Annotated in this window: 11 protein-coding genes; 2 read left to right on the top strand and 9 right to left on the bottom strand. The window is 71.2% G+C overall.

The features are described 5' to 3' along the window. The first annotated feature begins 313 nt into the window (after positions 1-313). Positions 314-1,096, top strand: a complete 783-nt coding sequence (locus ACIHCQ_RS31100) for a class II aldolase/adducin family protein (protein ID WP_399669692.1) — start codon at positions 314-316, stop codon at positions 1,094-1,096. On the opposite strand, the gene ACIHCQ_RS31105 is transcribed toward ACIHCQ_RS31100, so the two are convergent. The 9 genes from ACIHCQ_RS31105 to ACIHCQ_RS31145 all read right to left on the bottom strand — a co-directional run bounded on the left by ACIHCQ_RS31105 (position 1,085) and on the right by ACIHCQ_RS31145 (position 16,185). After that, the gene (locus tag ACIHCQ_RS31105) at positions 1,085-1,522 is read right to left on the bottom strand and encodes a flavin reductase family protein (RefSeq protein ID WP_399669695.1); all 438 of its coding nucleotides are present in this window, start codon (positions 1,520-1,522) and stop codon (positions 1,085-1,087) included. The two genes, ACIHCQ_RS31100 and ACIHCQ_RS31105, sit on opposite strands and share 12 nt — an antisense overlap. A gap of 54 nt (positions 1,523-1,576) precedes the next feature. Next, the gene (locus ACIHCQ_RS31110; RefSeq protein WP_399669698.1) at positions 1,577-2,029 is read right to left on the bottom strand and encodes an acyl-CoA thioesterase; all 453 of its coding nucleotides are present in this window, start codon (positions 2,027-2,029) and stop codon (positions 1,577-1,579) included. Next, a complete protein-coding gene (locus tag ACIHCQ_RS31115; protein WP_399669701.1) occupies positions 2,026-8,250 on the bottom strand; it encodes an SDR family NAD(P)-dependent oxidoreductase in 6,225 nt (2,074 codons plus the stop codon). Before ACIHCQ_RS31115 ends, ACIHCQ_RS31110 begins: the two co-directional genes overlap by 4 nt. Continuing rightward, positions 8,247-9,251, bottom strand: a complete 1,005-nt coding sequence (locus tag ACIHCQ_RS31120; protein WP_399669704.1) for an enediyne biosynthesis protein UnbU — start codon at positions 9,249-9,251, stop codon at positions 8,247-8,249. The genes ACIHCQ_RS31115 and ACIHCQ_RS31120 overlap by 4 nt, the downstream gene beginning before the upstream one ends. Then, complete coding sequence (locus tag ACIHCQ_RS31125; protein WP_399669707.1) at positions 9,248-11,185, bottom strand: FG-GAP repeat domain-containing protein; 1,938 nt, start codon at positions 11,183-11,185, stop codon at positions 9,248-9,250. The genes ACIHCQ_RS31120 and ACIHCQ_RS31125 overlap by 4 nt, the downstream gene beginning before the upstream one ends. Continuing rightward, positions 11,182-12,243 carry a DUF1702 family protein gene (locus ACIHCQ_RS31130; RefSeq protein WP_399669710.1) on the bottom strand — a complete coding sequence of 354 codons (1,062 nt, stop codon included), beginning with the start codon at positions 12,241-12,243 and terminating at the stop codon, positions 11,182-11,184. The genes ACIHCQ_RS31125 and ACIHCQ_RS31130 overlap by 4 nt, the downstream gene beginning before the upstream one ends. Before the next feature lie 79 nt (positions 12,244-12,322). Then, complete coding sequence (locus ACIHCQ_RS31135; RefSeq protein ID WP_399669713.1) at positions 12,323-13,687, bottom strand: ABC1 kinase family protein; 1,365 nt, start codon at positions 13,685-13,687, stop codon at positions 12,323-12,325. Positions 13,688-13,737: 50 nt separating this feature from the next. Beyond that, a complete protein-coding gene (locus ACIHCQ_RS31140; protein ID WP_399669716.1) occupies positions 13,738-14,298 on the bottom strand; it encodes a hypothetical protein in 561 nt (186 codons plus the stop codon). Between the two features lie 234 nt (positions 14,299-14,532). Continuing rightward, complete coding sequence (locus ACIHCQ_RS31145; protein WP_399669719.1) at positions 14,533-16,185, bottom strand: MFS transporter; 1,653 nt, start codon at positions 16,183-16,185, stop codon at positions 14,533-14,535. 171 nt (positions 16,186-16,356) lie between these two features. Here ACIHCQ_RS31145 and ACIHCQ_RS31150 point away from each other — a divergent pair, with 171 nt between their 5' ends. Further along, positions 16,357-18,426, top strand: coding sequence for a pectinesterase family protein (locus ACIHCQ_RS31150; RefSeq protein WP_399669722.1), 2,070 nt, complete (start codon positions 16,357-16,359; stop codon positions 18,424-18,426). Positions 18,427-18,516 lie beyond the last annotated feature (90 nt).

The raw sequence follows: 18,516 nt of genomic DNA on the forward strand, positions 1-18,516 counted from the left end.
ATGCTCGAAAACGGTCATATTGCGGCCGATCTCACCCAGACCGCCCAGGGCGACAATCCTCAGCCCTCCCTTGGGTAGCGGAGGGGCGGCTTTCAGTTCGGGATGCGGATGACTCATATCCCGAAGCTACCGGAGAGTCGCGCGAGGCGAATCTCCGGGCGTCCGCTTGGGCCGCTGACCTGCGCACGGCTGGCTACGGAGCGTGGTGGGGAGTCTTCCGTGGCGTGCTCGGTGGCGCGCCAATTGGCGTGACACCGTCGGCAGAGCGGTGATGCCGGGTACCCGCGACAAGGAACTCTCGAAGGAGCCGAGCATGGACCGTCACACGATGGACGAGTTGATGGGCGCCCCTGCCGAAACCCCGGACACCCTGATCCGGCACATGATCCACGCGGCTCGGTTCATCGCCGAGGCCGGGCTGCTGACACCCTCGGGCCACGCGAACATGACCGCGCGGCTGCCCGGCGATCCAGAGACCCTGTACCTCATCGGGAAACGGTTCGACGACTCCCTGCGCGAGGACGATGTCGCTGTCATCAACCTCCGCGGCGGGGTCCGTCAGGGAGCCGTCGAAGCCAACGTGGCCGAGGTGCTGGGCATGCACACCGCGGTCTACCAGCGTCTGACCGACGTCAATGAGGTCAATGTCGTGCTGCACACGCACTCGCCGCACACCACCGCGTTCGCGGTCGCGGGCCGTCCGATGGAGGTCGCGATCGAGGCGCTCGCGCTCCTGGGGGTGACCCGCCCGGTCCCGGTCACGCGCGCCTACGCGCCCCGCGGCGGGGAGGACGCGGTGGGCCAGATCCTGGAGGCGATCGGCGAGGACAGCCCTGATACCCCCGATACCCCCGGCACACCCGCGGTGCTGCTCGCCAACCATGGCCTGCTCCTGTGGGGACGGCATGTGGCCCACGCCGTCTATACGCTGCTCTGCCTTGAGGAGAACGCACAGATGGTTCTCGCCTCTCAGGCGCTGGGCGGCCCCCGCGTCATCGACCCTGAACAGACGCGGCGCGCCCTCGCGAGGGCCGAGGCCTTTCGCCGGGCGGGTGACCTCACGGGAAGCCCGTCGGCATCGGCGTCAAGACCCTGAGGTCCTCAGGAAGGGGTGCCACTCATGGCGGTGGTAGAGCAGCGGCGTGCGATCGGGATGATGAGCGCTGCGCAGCACCCGCCCCACCAGCAGGGTGTGATCCCAGACGTCGTAACAACTCTCGACGGCGCAGACGACGCCGGCGGCGGACCCGGCCAGGACCGGCTGCCCGCCCTCGGACACCCACGGCACACCGGCGAATCTGTGGCGCGCCGGTTCCTCCGCGAACCGCCGCGTCAGCTCGCGCTGCTCCCAGCTCAGCACGTTGACGGCGAAGCCGCCCGCGCTCCGGATCTCGTGCGCGGTGCGGCCGGCCGAGGTCAGCGAAATCAGCAGTCCGGGGCGGGTGCAGGGACAGGGACAGCACCGCGTTGGCCGTACAGCCGACAGGGCCGTGGAGCGCCTGTGTGGTGACGACCGTGACACAGGTGGGCATATGGGCCATCGCGGCCAGGAAGTCGGAGGGAGCGCCGTCGTCGCTCATGCGCGGCTCCTGTACGGGGCCAGCGCGGCGCGCAGCTCCTCCGGTACGGGAATCGGGCACATCCCCTGGTCGGTGCGGCGCATACAGGCCACCGTCTGGCCGCCTCGCGCGACGAGCTGAGGCACCGCCGCGTTGGTCCGGTAATAGTGGAAAGCCATGCTGAGCTGGTGGTCGTCGGCCGCGGTCAGCGACATCCGGAGGGAGACCCGGTCCATGGCGTACAGCTCACCGAAGTACTCGCAGTGGCAGGACGCGGTCACCAGAGCCAGCTCGCCGTGCAGCGCCCGCATCACACCCGGCGCCCGTTCCATGAGGAACCGCTCCCGGCAGTGGCCCTGCCAGCGCAGGTAGTTCGTGAAGTACACATTGCCCACGACGTTGGTCTCCTCCAGCGTCACCAGGTGCTCGTACGCGTACGTCGGCGTCGTCGACGGATCGCTGAGAGTCATCGGCTGCCCTCCGGGCCGCTCAGCACCGCCACCGCCACCCGCTCGGCGACCCCCGCCACCCGCAGCACCCCCGAGGCGATGAGGGCGTCACCGGAGCGCAGCAGCACCCACCCGCCGTCGAAGACCCCGCTGAGGGAGAGCGGCGCGCGCGGTGGCCTGCCCGCCTTGGCCAGGCACTCCATCGCCGTCCACACGCGGGTGGCGGCCATGTCGAACGGCTCTCCGCTCCGGTGGAGCAGAAGCTCGGTCAGCGCCAGCCTGTCCGGATCGAGCAGCCCTCGCCACTCGCTGTCGGGGCGCGCCGTCACGGCCTCCCAGTCACAGGCGACCCTGCGCGGTCCCGCCGGGCCGCCGCCGCTCTCGACCCGCAACACCAGTCCGTCCAGATGGCTACGGGAGAGGCCGGGCCGCGGGATCCGCGGTACCGCGGAGCGTTCGCCGGGATGGACCGCCACCGCGAGCGTGTCGTCCAGGCCGAGCGCCGCGGTGGCACGCTCCAGGAGTACGGCCAGCAGCGCGGCCGGCCAGGGGCGGTCACCGCGGGGGAGCGGGCCGACATCCTTCAGCCGCAGCCCGTGCCACTGGACGACGGGACGGCCCGAGGCGTCGAGCCCCTCCACGTCCCAGACGTACTCGCCGTCGGCCGCGCTGAGCTCACTGCCGCGTATCCGCTCGACCGGCCCGCTGCCGGGCCGGATCGTCAGGGATTCGGCGGCCACGGGCAGCAGCCTGCGGTGCGGTACGCAGGCCTGCAGCGCGTGCAGCGTGGCGTCGTTGGCGGACGGGTCGCCCAGCAGCGGGGCGGCGAGCGGCGCCGCGAACCACGGGTCCGCCCGCGCGGGCGCCAGGGTGGCCCGGCAGGTGCGCGCGGACGGGGCGGACAGGCGCTGGACCCGCTGGAAGCGGCCGGTGTGGAAGTACAGCGGTCCGTACAGTTCGGCGGAGTGCAGTTCGCCTGCGCGCAGAGGGTCCTCCACAGCGGGCGGCGCGTGATGTCCGTTCGGGGAGGGCACCGCGACCGGGAAGACAGCTCGGAAGTGGTCGACACAGAAGTCGTTCTCGTCGCTGCGCAGCACGGTCTCGACGGAGTCCCCCCGGTGCAGGGCGCACACCCGTACGGTGCGAGCCCCCTCTTCGGGCACGGTCACCGGATGCGCCCACACGACATCGCGGGCCTCGCACAGCCGTTGGCCGGCCACCGCCGATGCCGCCTGGGCCATGGCTTCCACACCCAGTACGCCGGGCAGCCAGCAGACCCCGTCCAGCCGGTGATCGCTCAGATACGGGTCGCCACGCAGGTCCAGGCGTGCCTCGGCGACCAGTTCGAGCCCCGGGTAGTGGACGCGGAGGTTTTCCAGGAACCGTTGCGAAGGGCCCGGCAGGGCAGGCACCGGCAGGTCTCGGCCCAGCCTCCCGTGCACGGCCACCGTATGCGTATGCGGCGTACCGGCTGCCAGCAGGCGCAGGAACAGGTCGACACCGGTCTCCGGCGCGAGAGGCGTGACATCCTCGCGCAGCAGCGAGTCCAGTACGCCGAGCCGCACCCCCATGCCCGTGCCGGTCCACACGGACCAGTCCACGTTCAGGACCCGGCAGTGCGGCAGCGCGACCGCCAGCCGTTCGAGCTCGGCCCGCAGCAGGCCGTTGGCCAGGGCGTAATGGCTCTCGCCGGGCAGTCCATGACGGCCGATCACCGAACCGAAGCCGACGAGCAGCCGCAGCCGACCGGTGGGCAGCGCCGCGAGAAGATGGCGCAGACCGCTGACTTTCGGGGCGACATGGGCCTCGACGCGCTCCTCGTCCAGGTCGGTGAAGGGCGCCGGTTCGTTGATGCCTCCGGCGTGCATCACCCCGGCGACCGGGCCGAGCCGCTCGGTGAGGCGGCGCACGGCTTCGGCGACCGCGGCCGCGTCGGTGAGGTCGGCCGTCTCGTACGCGGCGCTCACCCCGGCTTCGGCCAGCGCCGCGAGATTCGTACGCAGGGTCTCGTCGCTCTCCGGCCGGGCCCGGCCGAGCAGGGCAAGACGCGCTCCGCAGGCCTGCGCCAGCGCCCGGGCGCAGCTGTGGCCGATGCCCTTGCCGCCGCCGCTGACGAGCAGGACCTCACCGGGGCCCAGTGGGAGCTGGCGCGCGGTGTCCGGCAGCCGCGCGATCTGTTCCATCGGGACGTGTGGCATGCCCCGGCCATCCATGACCACCTCCCGGTACTGCCCGGGCTCCGCGCCCGCCCACCGGGCGGCGTGGCGCAGGCCCGCTTCGGTCTCGGGGACGCGCAGCAGGGTGATGCCAAGACCGGGGTGTTCCTTGCAGAGGCTGTGCAGAAAACCCGAGAGCGCGGTGTCGTGCGCCACGACCACCAGGCGTCCCGTACGGAGCGCGGAGCGGGCGGTGGCCAGGAGCGGGCCGATCGGCGGCGGGCCGGATCCCCGTGGCACATAGAGGAGTTCCGTGTGCTCTGCGTCCGCTGCGCCGCTCGTGAACAACCCGGTGGCGTACGCGGCCGGCTCGCCGCCGCCGAGCACGGTGGTACGCCATCCGGGGCTCGGCCGGGGCAGCCGGCCGTCCCGCGCCCGGCTCAGCCGCTCGGTGAAGCAGTGGACCCAGGTGTCGACGCCTGTGGCGACGGCATCCGGCCCGGGTTCGGCGGCGGAGGGCAGCGCGTCGAGGGCCTCGACCAGGTCGTGGACCCGGGCGTCGGCCAGGGACAGGGGCGCGGACGGCGGGCGGCGGCCCATGCCGTGCGCGGCGGTGGCGGCGAGCTGGGTGACCGTCAGGGAGGTCAGATGCAGGTCGGTCAGCAGCCGGGTCTCCATGCCGATCAGCTCCGGCGCCAGCTCGGTGGCGCGCGCCAGCAGGTCGCGTACGGCAGTCGCGGTGTCCTCGGGCGCGCGGCTCTCCTCCGGCGCCCCCGCCTCCTTCTCCGTCTCCTTCTCCTTCGGGCCGCTGTCAGCGAAGGGAAGAGGCGCCGAACACGGGCTGCTGAGGAAGGTGGGGTCCCGCCAGACGTCGATCGGCCTGGCCGCGCGGTCCGCCGTCAGCGCGTCGATCCGGTGGCCGGCACCCGCCGCGAACAGGGCGGCAGCCGCGTGCGCGGTTGTCGCGGCATCCGGATCGCCGGCGCCCACCGTGACCACGGGAGTGCCGCAGCCCTGGTCGGCGAGGAGGGCCGCCAGGCCCTGCCCCGGCCCGCAGGCGCAGAACAGGTCGGTGTCCGGCAGCACACCGCTGACCGCGTCCCAGAACCGTACGGGCGCGGTGACCTGTTCGGACAGCAGAGCCGTCAGATCGTCGTCCGGGGTGAGTGCTCTGCCGTGCACGGTGGACAACAGGCGGCGCGTGGGGAGGCCGAAATCCACGGTGGCCAGCTCCCGGCGCAGCTGCCGGACGCACGGCAGGACCGCGGGGGAGTGGAAGGCGTGCGACACGGGCAGCACGGAGCAGGCGATGCCCGCCCGGCCCGCGCGGGCCGCCACCTCGCGCAGGTCCGCCAACGGTCCGGCGAGCACCACCGCATGGGGGCCGTTGTACGCGGCGATGACCAGCCCGGTCCCCGCGCAGAGCGACAGCGCGGACGAGGGTTCCGTACGCAGGCTGACCATGCCGGTGCCGGGTATGGCGAGGGAGGCCATCAGCCTGCCCCTGGCGCGTACCAGCCGGATGCTGTCCCGTACGGACAGCGCGCCCGACCACACCAGCGCGGTGATCTCGCCCAGGCTGTGGCCGACGGCGGCCGTCGCCGTGACGCCGAGGGCGTCGAGCATGCGCAGGCCGCGCAGCGACGCGCGGTGGATGGCGGGCTGGGCCTTCTCGGTCCCCGCGGCCCGCGCGCCGTTCACGCGGGCCAGGCCGGGCGCGCCCTGCCCGGGGAACAGCAGGGTGACCCGCCCTCGTACGCCATGTCCCACCCATACGCCGGGCGGCAGGTGCGTCAGCCCGCCCGGCGCGGCGTCGGCCGTAAGCGCAAGGTTGTCGGCTGCGGCGGTGGCCCGGACCGCGAGTTCGTCGGGACTGGCGGCCACCACGGCGACCCGCACCGGACCGGTGGCCCGCCGGCGCGCCAGTTGGGCCGCCAGATCGTGCACCTCGGCGAACGACAGCCGGGCGGCGAGCCGGGAGATCCGCTCGAACAGCGCCCGCATGGCAGCGGCGTCGGTCCCGGCGACGGCGATGACGGCGTGCTCGGGGGCGGGGTGGAGTACTGGCAGCGGCCCAGGTGTGGGGGGCAGCTGTACGGGGGCGGGGCCGGGCCCCGTCGACACCCGTGCCGGGCCGGAAGCGGGCGGCATCGGTGTCGGGTCGCGCTGTGACGGCACCTCCGGCGTATCAGGACCGGTCGACAGGCTCGCCGGGTCGGACGCCGATGCCACCTTTGCGGGTTCAGAACTGGTCAAGACCCGCGCCGGTTTGAGGCCGGACGGTACCTGTGTGGGTTCGGGCCTCGTCGGTACCCGCGCCGGGTTGGTGGCAGGCAGCACCTGCGTGGGGTCGGCGCAGGTCGCTGCTTCCGCCGGTTCGGGCGCGGATGGCGACCTTGCCGGTTCGGGCCCGTACGACGTTCGCGCGGGGTCGGCGACGGGCCGCATGCCCGCCGGGCCGGAAGCGGGCGGCATCGGTGCCGAGTCGCGTTCTGACGGCACCCCCGTCGTTTCCGGCCCGGTCGACACGCGCGGCGGGTTGGCGGGCAGCCCCCGCGCGGGTTCCGTGGAGGTCGCTACTCGCGCCGGGTCGGGCGCGGACGGCGACCTCGCCGGCTCGGGCCTGTACGACGTCCGCGCGGGGTCGGCGACGGACGGCATGCCCGCCGGTGCGCGCCCCGGCGACGACACCGCCGCCCGGTCCGGACCGGACAGCACCAGATGGGCGTTGATGCCGCCGAACCCCATCGAGCTCACCCCGGCCAGCCGGGGCCCTGGCGGCCAGTGCTCCGGGTTGCGCAGGATCCGCAGCCGGGCGGCGCGCGAACGCAGTACGGGATGCGGGGTCTCGCAACCCGTCGTCGGCGGCAGCACTCCGGTGTGCAGGCTCATCGTGGCCTTGATCACGCCCGCCGCGCCGGCCGCCGCCTTGGTGTGGCCGATGTTCGCCTTGACCGTGCCGAGCGCCGCGGGCCGCCGGGCGTTCTCCCGTAGCGCGGTCAGGGCGTTCAGTTCGACCTCGTCACCGACCTGCGTCCCCGTGCCGTGCCCTTCGTGGAGCAGCACCTCGCCCGGGTCGAGCCCGGCCAGTTCGTACGCCCGGCGCAGCGACAGCAGCTGTCCGTCGCGGTCGGGCCGGGTGATGCCGCCGCTGCCGTCGGAGGAGATGCCCCAGCCGCGGATCTCCGCGTAGACGCGCAGTCCGGCGGCGCGCGCGTCGGCCGTTCGCATCAGCGCCAGCATTCCGCAGCCCTCCCCGGGCCAGAAACCGGCGGACCGCTCGTCGTAGACCCGCATACGGTCCGTGGCGAGCGCGCCTGTCTTGGCGAAACCCACCAGCTCGAACGGGTCCAGGCTGAGGTCGACCCCGCCGGCCAAGCCGAAGTCGATGCTGTGGTCCCGCAGCGCCCGGCACAGCTCGATGACCGCCAGCAGCGAGGACGCGCAGGCGCCGTCGACCGTGTAGCCGCCGCCGTGGAAGTCGAAGTGGTTGCAGATGCGCCCCGCGATCGTGTTGGACAGCGCCCCGGCCAGCGACTCGTCGGTCGTCGGCGGGAACGGCGCGAGGTAACCGGCCGCGGCCCGCCGCAGCACCTCGTCGCGCACCACGCCGGCGATGTCCGCGTCCTCCAGGGCGGCGGCGAGTACCCGGCGTACGTACGGCCAGCGCAGCCGCAGCGTCCCCGCGCGGGTGGCGTCGCCGGTGAGGCTGTTGCCCAGGATCACGGCGACACGGTCGCGGGTCAGGCCGGTCCCGCCGGGGAAACCGGCGTCATCGAGCGCGCGGGCGGCCGTCTCCAGGGCGAGCCAGTGCGCCGGGTCGCCTGCCCGGAACACCCGCCCCGGGACACGGAACGCCGACCGGTCGAACGTCCAGCCCTCCAGAACCGCGGCATACAGGCTGTACGTCTTGTCGGCGGCCGTGGGATCGGGGTCGTAGTAGTCGGCGGCGGCCAGCCGTTCATCCGGGAGGCGGCGGAACGCTCTGCGCTGGTCCAGGACCATCTCCCACAACTGAGCGGGACGGTCGGCGTCGGGATAGCGGCAGGCCATGCCGACGATCGCGAGAGAGCCGTACGCGCTCATCGCGACTCCGGCTGGAGCGAGGAGGCCGGCGCCGCGGCAGGCTCGGCCGCCCCGTGGCTGCTCTGCGCCGGTACCGAGGCACGCTCCTCGCGGGGCCGTGGGATCCGCTCGGCGGCGACGAGAACGCACGCTCGCAGCGCACAGGCGATGACCAGCGCGAAGAACAGGCCGAAGACGATGTGGAAGTGGACGAGCACCCCGTACACGGCGGCCGTCGCCGCGCCGAAGACGACCTGATGGCGAGGGGGCGCCGGGGTGGTACCCGGGTCGGTGATCATGTAGTTGGTGAACAGGATGAACGCCGTACCGGTCATCGGCAGTAGTGCGCTCACCAGCGAAATGTCCGTCATGGCCCAGCGGATGACGGCCTGTGCGACGAATCCGGCGGCCCAGCCCGCGATCAGTGGTGCTTTTCTCGTCAGCTTGGCGTTCAGCATGGTCCCGGCCATCAGCACCGCCAGCGGAATCAGCGCGTCCAGCGGGCCGGAGATCCACTCGGTGAACTGGTACGGCGGCGCGATGCCGACCCACGGGAACAGCAGCAGGACAAGAACGATCCCCGTGTTGCTGGGGTTGAGCACATGCCTGGCCCGCCCCGCCACGCGCACCCTGACGACGTACTTGCTCGCCACCCCCGCCACGGTGGCCAGGACGGTCGGCATCAGCCGGTCATTGGCGTACAGCAGCATCGCGCAGGCGAGTGCCGTGATGTAGGCGGGCAGCAGGAAATCCACGACGGCGCTCGCGGAACGGGAGTACCAGGGGTGTACGCGACGGCCATAGGCGTCGATGCTGCCCAGTACGCCCTCGGTGATCAGAGCGGCCGCCACCGCGACCACGGGAGTGAGGTACGCCTGCTCGAAACCCAGCACGGTGTGACCCACGACGGTCAGTACGGAGATGGAGAGCCCGAACCGGCGGAGCGCGGCGCTGCGAGGGTCGTCCGGGCCGCCGAGCAGGTGGCGGACCATGGTGGACGATCGTCGGCCGAATCCCTTCATCGTGCCTCCTCTGTGAGGACCAGCTCGTGCCATCCCGGCCGGAGCGTGGTGCTGCGGGTGTGGATGCGGGCGCAGCCGTCGCGCCAGGTGAGGCGCACCGGAAGAGCACCGGAGGTCGCCTTCTGTCCACCGAGGCCGAAGGTGATCTCGGGAGCGTTCACCCCGTTGTGGCCGTTGGCCGGGTACACCTGCTCGGTACGGACGCTGCCGTCGGGCAGTGTGAGGGTGGCGGTGGCGCCGATGGCGGGCCGCGTCCGGCCGGCCCCGGACCCGCTGTCGCCGCAGGGCTGCCCGCCCGCGGGAAGCCGCAGCCGCAGCCCGAGTACGTCATCGGCCGGGCCGGTATTGCGGAACATGACCGACGGCGCCCACTGGTTGGCCACGACGAAGTCGAGCCTGCCGTCGGAATCCACGTCACCGACCGCGAAGGCCCGGCTGACGGCGTCCGTGCCGACCCCGGTTTCGTCGGCCACATCGGTGAAGCGGCCGCCGGGGCCACGGACGAAGAACGTGTTCTGGTCGTGGCCCGACAGGTCGGTCCCCTCGGGGAAGTGCGGCCACAGCCGGGGGTTGTCCAGGATGAGGTCATTGGACATCGCTGTTTCCTGCAACTGTGCCCAGCGGTTGGTCTGTCCGGCGACGAAGCCTGTGGCGTGCATGATCTCCGGGCTGCCGTCGTTGTCGAAGTCGGCGGCCTTCACATCCCAGGACCAGCCGCTACGGGAGAGACCGAGCGGCTCGCTCTTGTCGTTGTAGGGCGCGACGGCGCGGTGGAGGGACTGTCCCGCCGTCTTCGGACTGCCGGTGGCGACGAACGCGAAGTTGCTCTCGTGCAGGGCGTATGCCTCGCCGATGTTGCTGACCAGAATGTCCGGCACCCGGTCCGGGCCCAGCTGGGTGAAGGCGACACCCATGCCCTTGAAGGAGTCCCGGCCCAGCACCTTCGATTTGGGGGTGGTCAGGTGCCGCTGCCCCACCGCCTCCCGGAAGCGGATACGCCCCGGCGACGACTGGTTGACCAGCAACTGGTCGGGCCCGAAGTCATTGGCGACGTACAGCTCCGGGCGGTTGTCGCCGTCGAGGTCCTGGGTGCCCAGGGCCAGGGTCCAGCCGCGCGTGGCCCGCGCGTCGAAGGCGTCCGGCACTTCGGTGAACCGGACGTCCGGGGCGGGCCCCTGCCGCGCGCCGGTGAAACGCAGCAGCCGGTTGGCGCCACCGTTGTGGGCGTTGGACAGGGACCTGTTCATCACCAGCTGCGGCTGCCTGGCCGTCGGGTCCAGTACGCGCGCCCCGTCCGGGAAGTAGTTGCCGAAGACCAGGTCCAGATGCCCGTCGCCGTCGTAGTCGCCGAGTGTCGCGGCGTTGGTGTTCCATACGGCGCGGGGGCGGACCAGTTCCCGGGCGAGGAAGGCCTTGGTGCCGGGGGCACTGTCCGCGCGGCGCATGAAAATGACGGGTGAGCGGCCCCAGTAGTAGACGACAACGTCTTGCCACCCGTCTTCGTTGAGGTCCGCCGGCAGGCAACCCATGGGCGCGGCGTACGTGGGCATGTCGCGCGCCGGCGGGCTGAGGGCGAAGGGCGCGTAGCGTCGGCCCGTGCCGGGGGCCGGGCCGATGGTGACCGTGTCCGTACGCGGGTCGACGAGGCAGATGTCGTGCGACACGCTCCCGCCGTCGGCGGCGAGGAGCGCCACCCCTGCGCCGACGGAGGAGATCCAGGGCCGGATGTCCCGGTACGCGGGGGCCACCGGCCGCAGCGTCCGGTCGGTGGCCCGGTGGGCGGGAGAAACGAGGTGGGAGGAGAAGGAGAACCGCTGGGCGAGGCGGTCCCGTTGGGTCTGGGAGGCGGCCGGGGGCTGGGTGAGCTGCCACAGCAGCAGGCAGGCGAGCAGCGCGGTGATCCGCGCGAGATTCCGGCGTACCAGTGCGGTCATGGGCGGTGGTCCTCTCGGCGGCTGCTGATGTACAGGTCCCGGATACCGGCACGCCACCGCTGGTAGTGGCCGGTGGAGGCCGGCCGGGGTCCCAGCGCCGCGAGCGCGCGGTCGGTCCAGTCGGCCGCGGTCTCCGCGTCGGCGCCCGTCAGGATGAGCGCTGCCTCGCTGGTGTGCTCGGGAACGGTGCCGGAGATGTGGTGCGCTGTGCAGGCGAAGGCGGAGCCCTGGGCCAGGGCGGCACCATGGCCTCCGGCGGTTCCGGCACCTCCGGCACCTCCGGCTGCTCCCGCGGATCCGGCGGTCCCGGCCGTTCCGGCAGCTCCGGGCGTTCCTGCGGATTGCGCGGATTCCGCGAGGTGCCGCAGTTCGCGCGCCGTGGCACCGCCCGCGTACGTCGCGGCAAGGCCCACCCCGCTCCACAGATCCCCTTGCCGCGCCGCGGGGAACTCGGAGATCCGCAGCGCGATCCCCTCCGGGTCGGCGCACTCGTGGAACCACAGGGCGCGCCCGAGCCCCTGGTCTCGGATCGACCGCTCGTCGGCATTCAGCCCGCGCTCGATCTGCTGCCGCCCGATGACGCGGTCGGGGTGGAAGAACCCCTGGTGGAATCCGTATCCGTCCCAGGCGAGCCAACTCGTGGGCGGCTGTGAGGCGGGACTGCCGTTGCGCGGCCGGAGCCCCAGCCGCGCGTAGGCCCATCCGGCGCCTACGTGGGTGAGGTGCGGATAGCGGGCCGCGGGTCCGGCCAGCAGGGCGGTGAACCGGCGACCGCGCGAGCCGGTGATCAGGTCGAGTACGCAGCAGGCCATGCCCGCGCCCTCGTACGCGAACCCCCGGCGCTCGGGCGGCAGTCGCTCCACGTCCGCCGCGAGTTCCGGCAGGGTGTCGGCGCGCAGGGCGGCGTTGAAGCCGCTGAGGAACGCCAGCCCGGCCGACTGCAGGATCTCGCGGGACGGCCCGCGCCGGAGGCGGAAACGCCGCACTCCGAAATCGACCTGGGCCAGGTTCTGGCGGAGCAGGGGAATCGCGATGCGACGCAGAGGGCGCGGCACCATGGGGGTGGCTCGAGGGTTTTCGGGTGGCGCTGCCTCGGATGGGAGAGGGGCCGGTCCGGGGGAGGAGTGAGAGACCATGTCAGCCGGGCTCCTGTTTCTGGGCATTCTCATCATTTTGGGTGTTCTGGACTCTGGTGATCGCGCGTTCCATGAGGGCGGTCAACAGGTAGGGCCTTGCCACGGCCTGGAAGTCCAGCTGTGGGCTGAGCGCGCGAACGGTGCCCTCCAGAACCAGCAGCGACAGGATCGGGAAGACGAACTGCGGGTCCGCGTACAGCCCGTGGCGACGCTGCAGGGCGAAGAGCCGCGCCGCGAAACCCATCAGGTCGAAGGTGGCGGCCGTCGCTCCCCCGCAGGAGGCGATGAGTGCGGACAGGTCGCGGCGGAAGGCCGCGGTGTCGGTCTGCCGGCCGGTGCGCGCGGTGGACAGCACGACGTCGGCGCAGGTCTGTCCGTCCTCGACGGTCATCGCGTAGAAGAAGTCGGTGAACTTCTCCCGGGCGTGGGCGGTCAGACGCACCGTGAACCCGGCGTCAACGATGGTCACGGTGCGGCCCGGTCCGCAGGAAAGATTGCCGGGATGCAGATCGCAGTGCACGAAGCCGTCGAGGAAGAGCATGTGGTACGCGGCGCACAGCGCGGTGACCGCGGCCTGTTCGCCGCCGGTGGTGCGGGCGGCCTCGCCCAGGTGCGGGTGCGGCTGCCGGTGTAGGTCGCCGAGGTACTCCATGACCAGGACCTCAGGGCCGCACAGCTCTTCGTACACGGCGGGCACCCTCACATGCGGCACCTCGGCCAGATTCTCTTTCAGGAAACGCAGGCTCTGCCGCTCGCGGTGGAAGTCGAGCTGCCCGCGCAGGGAGTCGGCGAGCTGCCGCATGATGTCCACCACCGGCACCCCGCGCAGCGGAGGGAGCCGAGCGGCGAGCCGGGACAGCGCCAGCATGATCGCCAGATCGGTGGACAACAGGCGGACGACGCCGGGCCGGCGGACCTTCAGGGCGACGGTCCGACCGTCGACCAGGTCAGCCCGGTAGACGCAGGCGATGGTGCCCGAGGCCACCGGACGGCGGGTCGCCAGCGTGGGATCGTCCCGCAGCGCCCGCGTCAGCTCGGGGCCGAAGCGGCGAGACCCCGAGCCGAGGGGAAGCGGGCGTACCTGGTCGTGCAGCGTGCTCAGCACCCCGGCGACATGACCGGGGATCAGGTCGGCACGGGTGCTGAGAATCTGGGCGATCTTGACGAAGGCCGGTCCCAGGGCGGTCACCGTGGCCACGAGCCAGGCGTCACGCCGTGGTGCGAAGCCGCCGCTGCCCCGCACGAGCGAGCAGCGAAGGGCGAGGCCGCCGAGCGCGGCCAGCCGGATCATCAGGACCAGGCAGATGCGCAGTCCCCGAACGGCGCCGGCGACAACAGTCACCTGAGGAATGCCGGCTTGGCTCATCAAGCATCCGTCCCTCGCCGTGAGTGGTGGCCGGTCGGTGTGTCATCGGCTCACAGGCCGCCGACCTGGAGGTCGAAGCTCGCGATCGTGGCCACGGTCTGGTCGGGGCTGTCCTTGTCGACCAGCTGGATCTCGCTCTGGAGCTTGTAGGTGTCCCCGTCCGGCGGGAACTTGGAGAGCTCCGCCTTGAGCTTCGGGGCGACCTTGGTCTTCAGGGTCAGCGGCGCGGCGGCTGCCCGGCCCTCGCCGCCGAGTCCCTCGGGCGGACGCTCGATGGTGATCGTGAACGGCAGGACCATCGTCTGGCTGAGCTTTGGCGGGAACGGCTGGATGAGCTCCAGGACGCTCTCCGGCGTGATCGTGATGTCCTCCTGCGTGATGGTGACGGAGCCGAGCTGCGGGTGGTCGGCCTTCACCTCGTGGCCGATGACCTTCAGCAGGACGGCCCTTGTCGGGGGCTCGTTGGGCTTGAGCTCCACCCTGACCTTGATCTGGCCCTTGAACTCCAGGTTGATGACCGCGGTACGCACCTTGAGCGGCACGTTCGCGGCGTAGCAACTGCAGGGGATTTCGGCGCCGACGGGCGGCAGTAGTGCGGTCTGGTTGGGCATTGAGAGAAAACCTCCGAACATTACGCGGGGGGTGTGTGGTGGGCAGTTTCGACATGCCCACGTACCACCATTTGGATCATTTTCCTCATCAGATTCACCCTGCCGAGTGAAAATTAGCGAGCATGGAGGGGATGGGGGTGTATGGGTTAATTACTCGGGGGTCATATAGGAAAGCATCGGCCGTATATTCGTATAATCCGTACGGTATTTCGACTTGCGGGCGTGGGGGCGTACTCAGTTCTCATCGAATCGTCGGCCGCGGGTCTCCGGCGCGAAGAACACGAACGCCAGCGCGGCCAGGGTCAGCGGCGCCGCCGCCACCAGTGCCGTGACCTCCAGGGGAGGTACCGCCGCGGCCCCCACCGACAGCGCGAGGACCAGCACCCCGCCAACCTTGCTCACGGCCGCCGCCCAGCCCGTCCCCCGGGCTCTGAGCGAGGTGGGATACACCTCGGAGCTGTACGCGGCCACCACCGCCGCGGTCGCGCTGATGCCCCACAGCGGGACGAACAGCAGAAGCCGCATCATCGACTCGTTACCGGCGACCGTCTCGCCCGCCGTCGCCAGCACCACCAGCGCCGCCGCCGCGGCACCCGCGACGACGACGACCGTGCGCCTGCTGCTCCACAGCCCGTACAGCAGCGCGGTCAGCAGATTGAGCGGCAGGCTGATCAGGGCGCTGTCCCGCAGAAGGCGCGCGGACGATGCCTCCAGGTATCCGATGCGCCCGAGGTTGACGGGCAGCCACATCTGGAAACCGTAGGTCAGCAGCCCGGCGCCCGCGGCCAGGACGGTCAGCACCGCGGTACGGCCGCCGAACCCGCGCTCCCACAGCCGGAGATAGCCGGGCCGGGGACCGGGCGCGGGACCGGGCGGATCGGCGGGACCGGACACCGGCGCGCCCGGCGGTGCGGGCGTCATGGTCGCGCCGTACCGCAGCAGGACCTCACGGGCCTTGTCCGTACGGCCGGTGGCCAGCAGAAAACGCGGCGACTCCGGGATCCAGCGGTTGAGCACGAGCAGCGCCAGCCCCGTCGGCAGCCCTACGAGCCACAGCGCGCGCCAGCCGAACTCCGGGGTCAGCAGCGCCGCCAGCCAGCTCGTCAACGCGTAGGCGACCGTGACGTTTCCGCCGATCAGCACCATCAGCCAGCCGCGGTGCCGACGCGGAACGGTCTCCGCGAGCAGCGTGAAAGCGATGGGGATCATGCCGCCGGCCGCCATGCCCATCACAAAACACATGAGGACGTTCCACCAGAAGCCCGGCATGGCCCCGCAGACGGACGTCGTGGCGAACAGCATGCCCGCCAGGAGGATCGAATTCCGCCGCCCGATCCGGTCGCCGAGCCACCCCCAGAGGAAGGAGCCCACCATGGTCCCGGAGATTCCGGCGAGCGGCAGCCACGACACCGGTACGCCTCCCCCCGGCCTGAGCGGGGAGGCGAGACCGTACTCGGCGGCGACTCCGGGGACGACGAGGGACAGGGTCAGCGGTTTCATGACGTCGATCGTCACGGCGAGCGACAGCACGATCAGCAGCATGACGTGGGCGGGCCGCAGCCCGGCGTCGTCCTCCGCGGACACCCGGACGGACGTGGCCTCGCGGCGCAGGGCCTCGGCACGGGGCGGCCAGAGCCCGGCCAGCACCGCTCCCGCGCCGCACACGATAAGTACGAGACCCATCACCATGGCCGGATCCGGGACCATCCCGGCCATTCGGTAGCCCATATGACGGGCGGCCAGAAACATGGGCAGGTGCATCACGGTGCCTGCTGTTCCGGCCGCCACCCCGAGCCAGAACCACCCGGGACGGGGAAACCCACCTCCGGCGCTGCGCCCGACGGTGTCGCGCCTGTCGTTCGTCTTTCCCCACAGTTCGGTATTCACTGCCGCCCCCTGAAAGCCGCCCCGTCCCGGTTCGTGAATTCCCTCGGCGGGTGCGCTCCATGCCCGCCAGTATTCATGTCCGATTTCGTTGCCCTCCAAGGCAACCTTTCCGTCCCCGGCGGCAACTCCTCAGCAGCACACCCCCCATGGCAGTCCGGACGAAGGAGAACCATGCCGACTCACAACAAGCCACAGCGCCGCCGAAGCGCAGGAAGTCTGATGGCCGCCGGTGGCGCGCTGGCACTGGCCGTCGTGGCAGGGTCGATGGGCGGATCGGCCTTCGGCGTCGACGGGCAGGACGAGACACCAAAGATGGCCTCCGCCGCATGGGCGTCCGACGTCGCGGACGGCTTCGCCTCCGTCAACGCGCTGGGTCAGAACGGCACGTACGGCGGGCGGGGCGGCCCGACCGTGACCGTCCGCACCCTCGCCGACCTGGAGAAGTACGCGACGGCGCCGGAGCCGTACGTCATCGTCGTCGCCGCGGCGATCAACATGAACCCCAAGGGCAAGGAGATCAAGGTCGCCTCCGACAAGACGATCGTCGGCTCCGGCACCTCGGGCCACATCGTCGGCGGCGGGTTCTTCCTCGGGCAGGGCGTGCACAACGTCATCATCAGGAATCTGACGATCCGGGACTCGTACGCGGGGGTCTGGAACGACAAGGAGAACGACTGGGACGCCATCCAGATGGACGGCGCGCACCATGTGTGGATCGACCACAACGATCTGCGGAACATGGCGGACGGCCTGATCGACAGCCGGAAGGACACGACGTATCTGACGGTGTCGTGGAACCGGCTGCAGAACAACAACAAGACCTTCGGCATCGGCTGGACGGAGAACACCACCGCCGACATCACCATTCACCACAACTGGCTGCGTGAGACCGAGCAGCGCAACCCGTCCGCCGACAACATCGCGCACGCGCACCTGTACAACAACTACCTCCAGGACGATCCGGGCACGACCATCGGTTCGTCCTACGGCAACTACGCGCGCGGCAACACCAAAATGGTGCTGGAGAACAGCTACTTCGAAGGGTTCAAGAACCCCGTCACCAAGGACGCCACCGCCTCCCTCGTCCAGCGCGGCAATGTCTTCGTCAACACCACGGGCCGCAACGAGAGCGGCGGCACGGCCTTCGACCCGAAGACGTACTACAACTACACCCTCGACGCTGCCGCCGACGTCCCCTCGCGTGTGAAGGCGGGCTCCGGGCCGCGGTCGACCATCGGTACGGCGACGGCAACGGCGACGGCGACAGGCACGAGGGCAGTCGCTGCCACCACGCTCACCGTGGCCAAGGACGGCAGCGGCCAGTACACGACCGTACAAGCCGCCGTGAACGCCGTCCCGGCGGGCAATGCCTCCCGCGTCGTCATCAACGTCAAGCCCGGCACCTACCGCGAGACGGTCAAGATCCCGTCGAACAAGCCGCAGGTCACCATCCAGGGCACCGGCGCCAGCCGCAAGGACGTCGTCATCGTCTTCAACAACTCCGCGGGCACCGCCAAGCCCGACGGCTCCGGCACCTATGGCACCAGCGGCAGCGCGACCGTCGCCGCCGAGGCCGACGACTTCCAGGCCCGCAACCTCAGCATCACCAACGACTTCGACGAGGCCAAGAACCAGAACACCACCGGGCACCAGGCGGTGGCCCTGCGCACCGCCGCCGACAAGGTGTTCCTCGACAACGTCATTGTCACCGGCGACCAGGACACGCTCCTGCTCGACACCGCGGCCAAGGCAAAGCTCGGCCGGGTCTACCTCGTGAACTCCTACGTCGTGGGCAACGTCGACTTCATCTTCGGCCGCGCCACCGCAGTGATCAACAAGTCCGTGATCACGCTGACGAAGCGCTGGAACGGCGTCTCCGGCGGCTACATCGTCGCGCCCAGCACGGCCGCCGACCGTAAGGGCTTCCTCATCACCGGCTCCACCGTCAACGGCGCTGTGTCCGCCAGGACCTTCAACCTCGGCCGCAACTGGCACGCGGGCGGTGACGCGACCCTCCGCCCGCAGGCCACGGTGCGCAACACCAGCCTGTCCGACGCCATCAAGACCACCCCGTGGGCCGACATGGGCGGCTTCTCCTGGAAGGCTGACCGCTTCGCCGAGTACAAGAACACCGGCTCCGGCTCCGGCACCGCGAGCGCCGACCGCCCGCAGCTGACCGACGCGCAGGCCGCGGACCAGGAGATCAGCGACTGGCTCGGCAGCTGGACTCCCGCACCCTGACCCGCCGGGCCGGGAGCCTCTGCTCGAACGTGGCCAGGGCCCGGCAGACGGTAAGCCGTCTGCCGGGCCCTGGCCACGAAGTCGAGCGGT

This window comes from Streptomyces sp. NPDC052236 (assembly GCF_044548015.1).
Taxonomy (GTDB): Bacteria; Actinomycetota; Actinomycetes; order Streptomycetales; family Streptomycetaceae; genus Streptomyces.

Bases quoted from the DNA above. Each gene is read 5' to 3' on its own strand.
- ACIHCQ_RS31150 (WP_399669722.1), top strand. From the start codon at position 16,357: ATGCCGACTCACAACAAGCCACAGCGCCGCCGAAGCGCAGGAAGTCTG.
- ACIHCQ_RS31110 (WP_399669698.1), bottom strand. From the start codon at position 2,029: ATGACTCTCAGCGATCCGTCGACGACGCCGACGTACGCGTACGAGCAC.
- ACIHCQ_RS31120 (WP_399669704.1), bottom strand. From the start codon at position 9,251: ATGAAGGGATTCGGCCGACGATCGTCCACCATGGTCCGCCACCTGCTC.
- ACIHCQ_RS31125 (WP_399669707.1), bottom strand. From the start codon at position 11,185: ATGACCGCACTGGTACGCCGGAATCTCGCGCGGATCACCGCGCTGCTC.
- ACIHCQ_RS31100 (WP_399669692.1), top strand. From the start codon at position 314: ATGGACCGTCACACGATGGACGAGTTGATGGGCGCCCCTGCCGAAACC.
- ACIHCQ_RS31130 (WP_399669710.1), bottom strand. From the start codon at position 12,243: ATGGTGCCGCGCCCTCTGCGTCGCATCGCGATTCCCCTGCTCCGCCAG.
- ACIHCQ_RS31140 (WP_399669716.1), bottom strand. From the start codon at position 14,298: ATGCCCAACCAGACCGCACTACTGCCGCCCGTCGGCGCCGAAATCCCC.
- ACIHCQ_RS31115 (WP_399669701.1), bottom strand. From the start codon at position 8,250: ATGAGCGCGTACGGCTCTCTCGCGATCGTCGGCATGGCCTGCCGCTAT.
- ACIHCQ_RS31135 (WP_399669713.1), bottom strand. From the start codon at position 13,687: ATGAGCCAAGCCGGCATTCCTCAGGTGACTGTTGTCGCCGGCGCCGTT.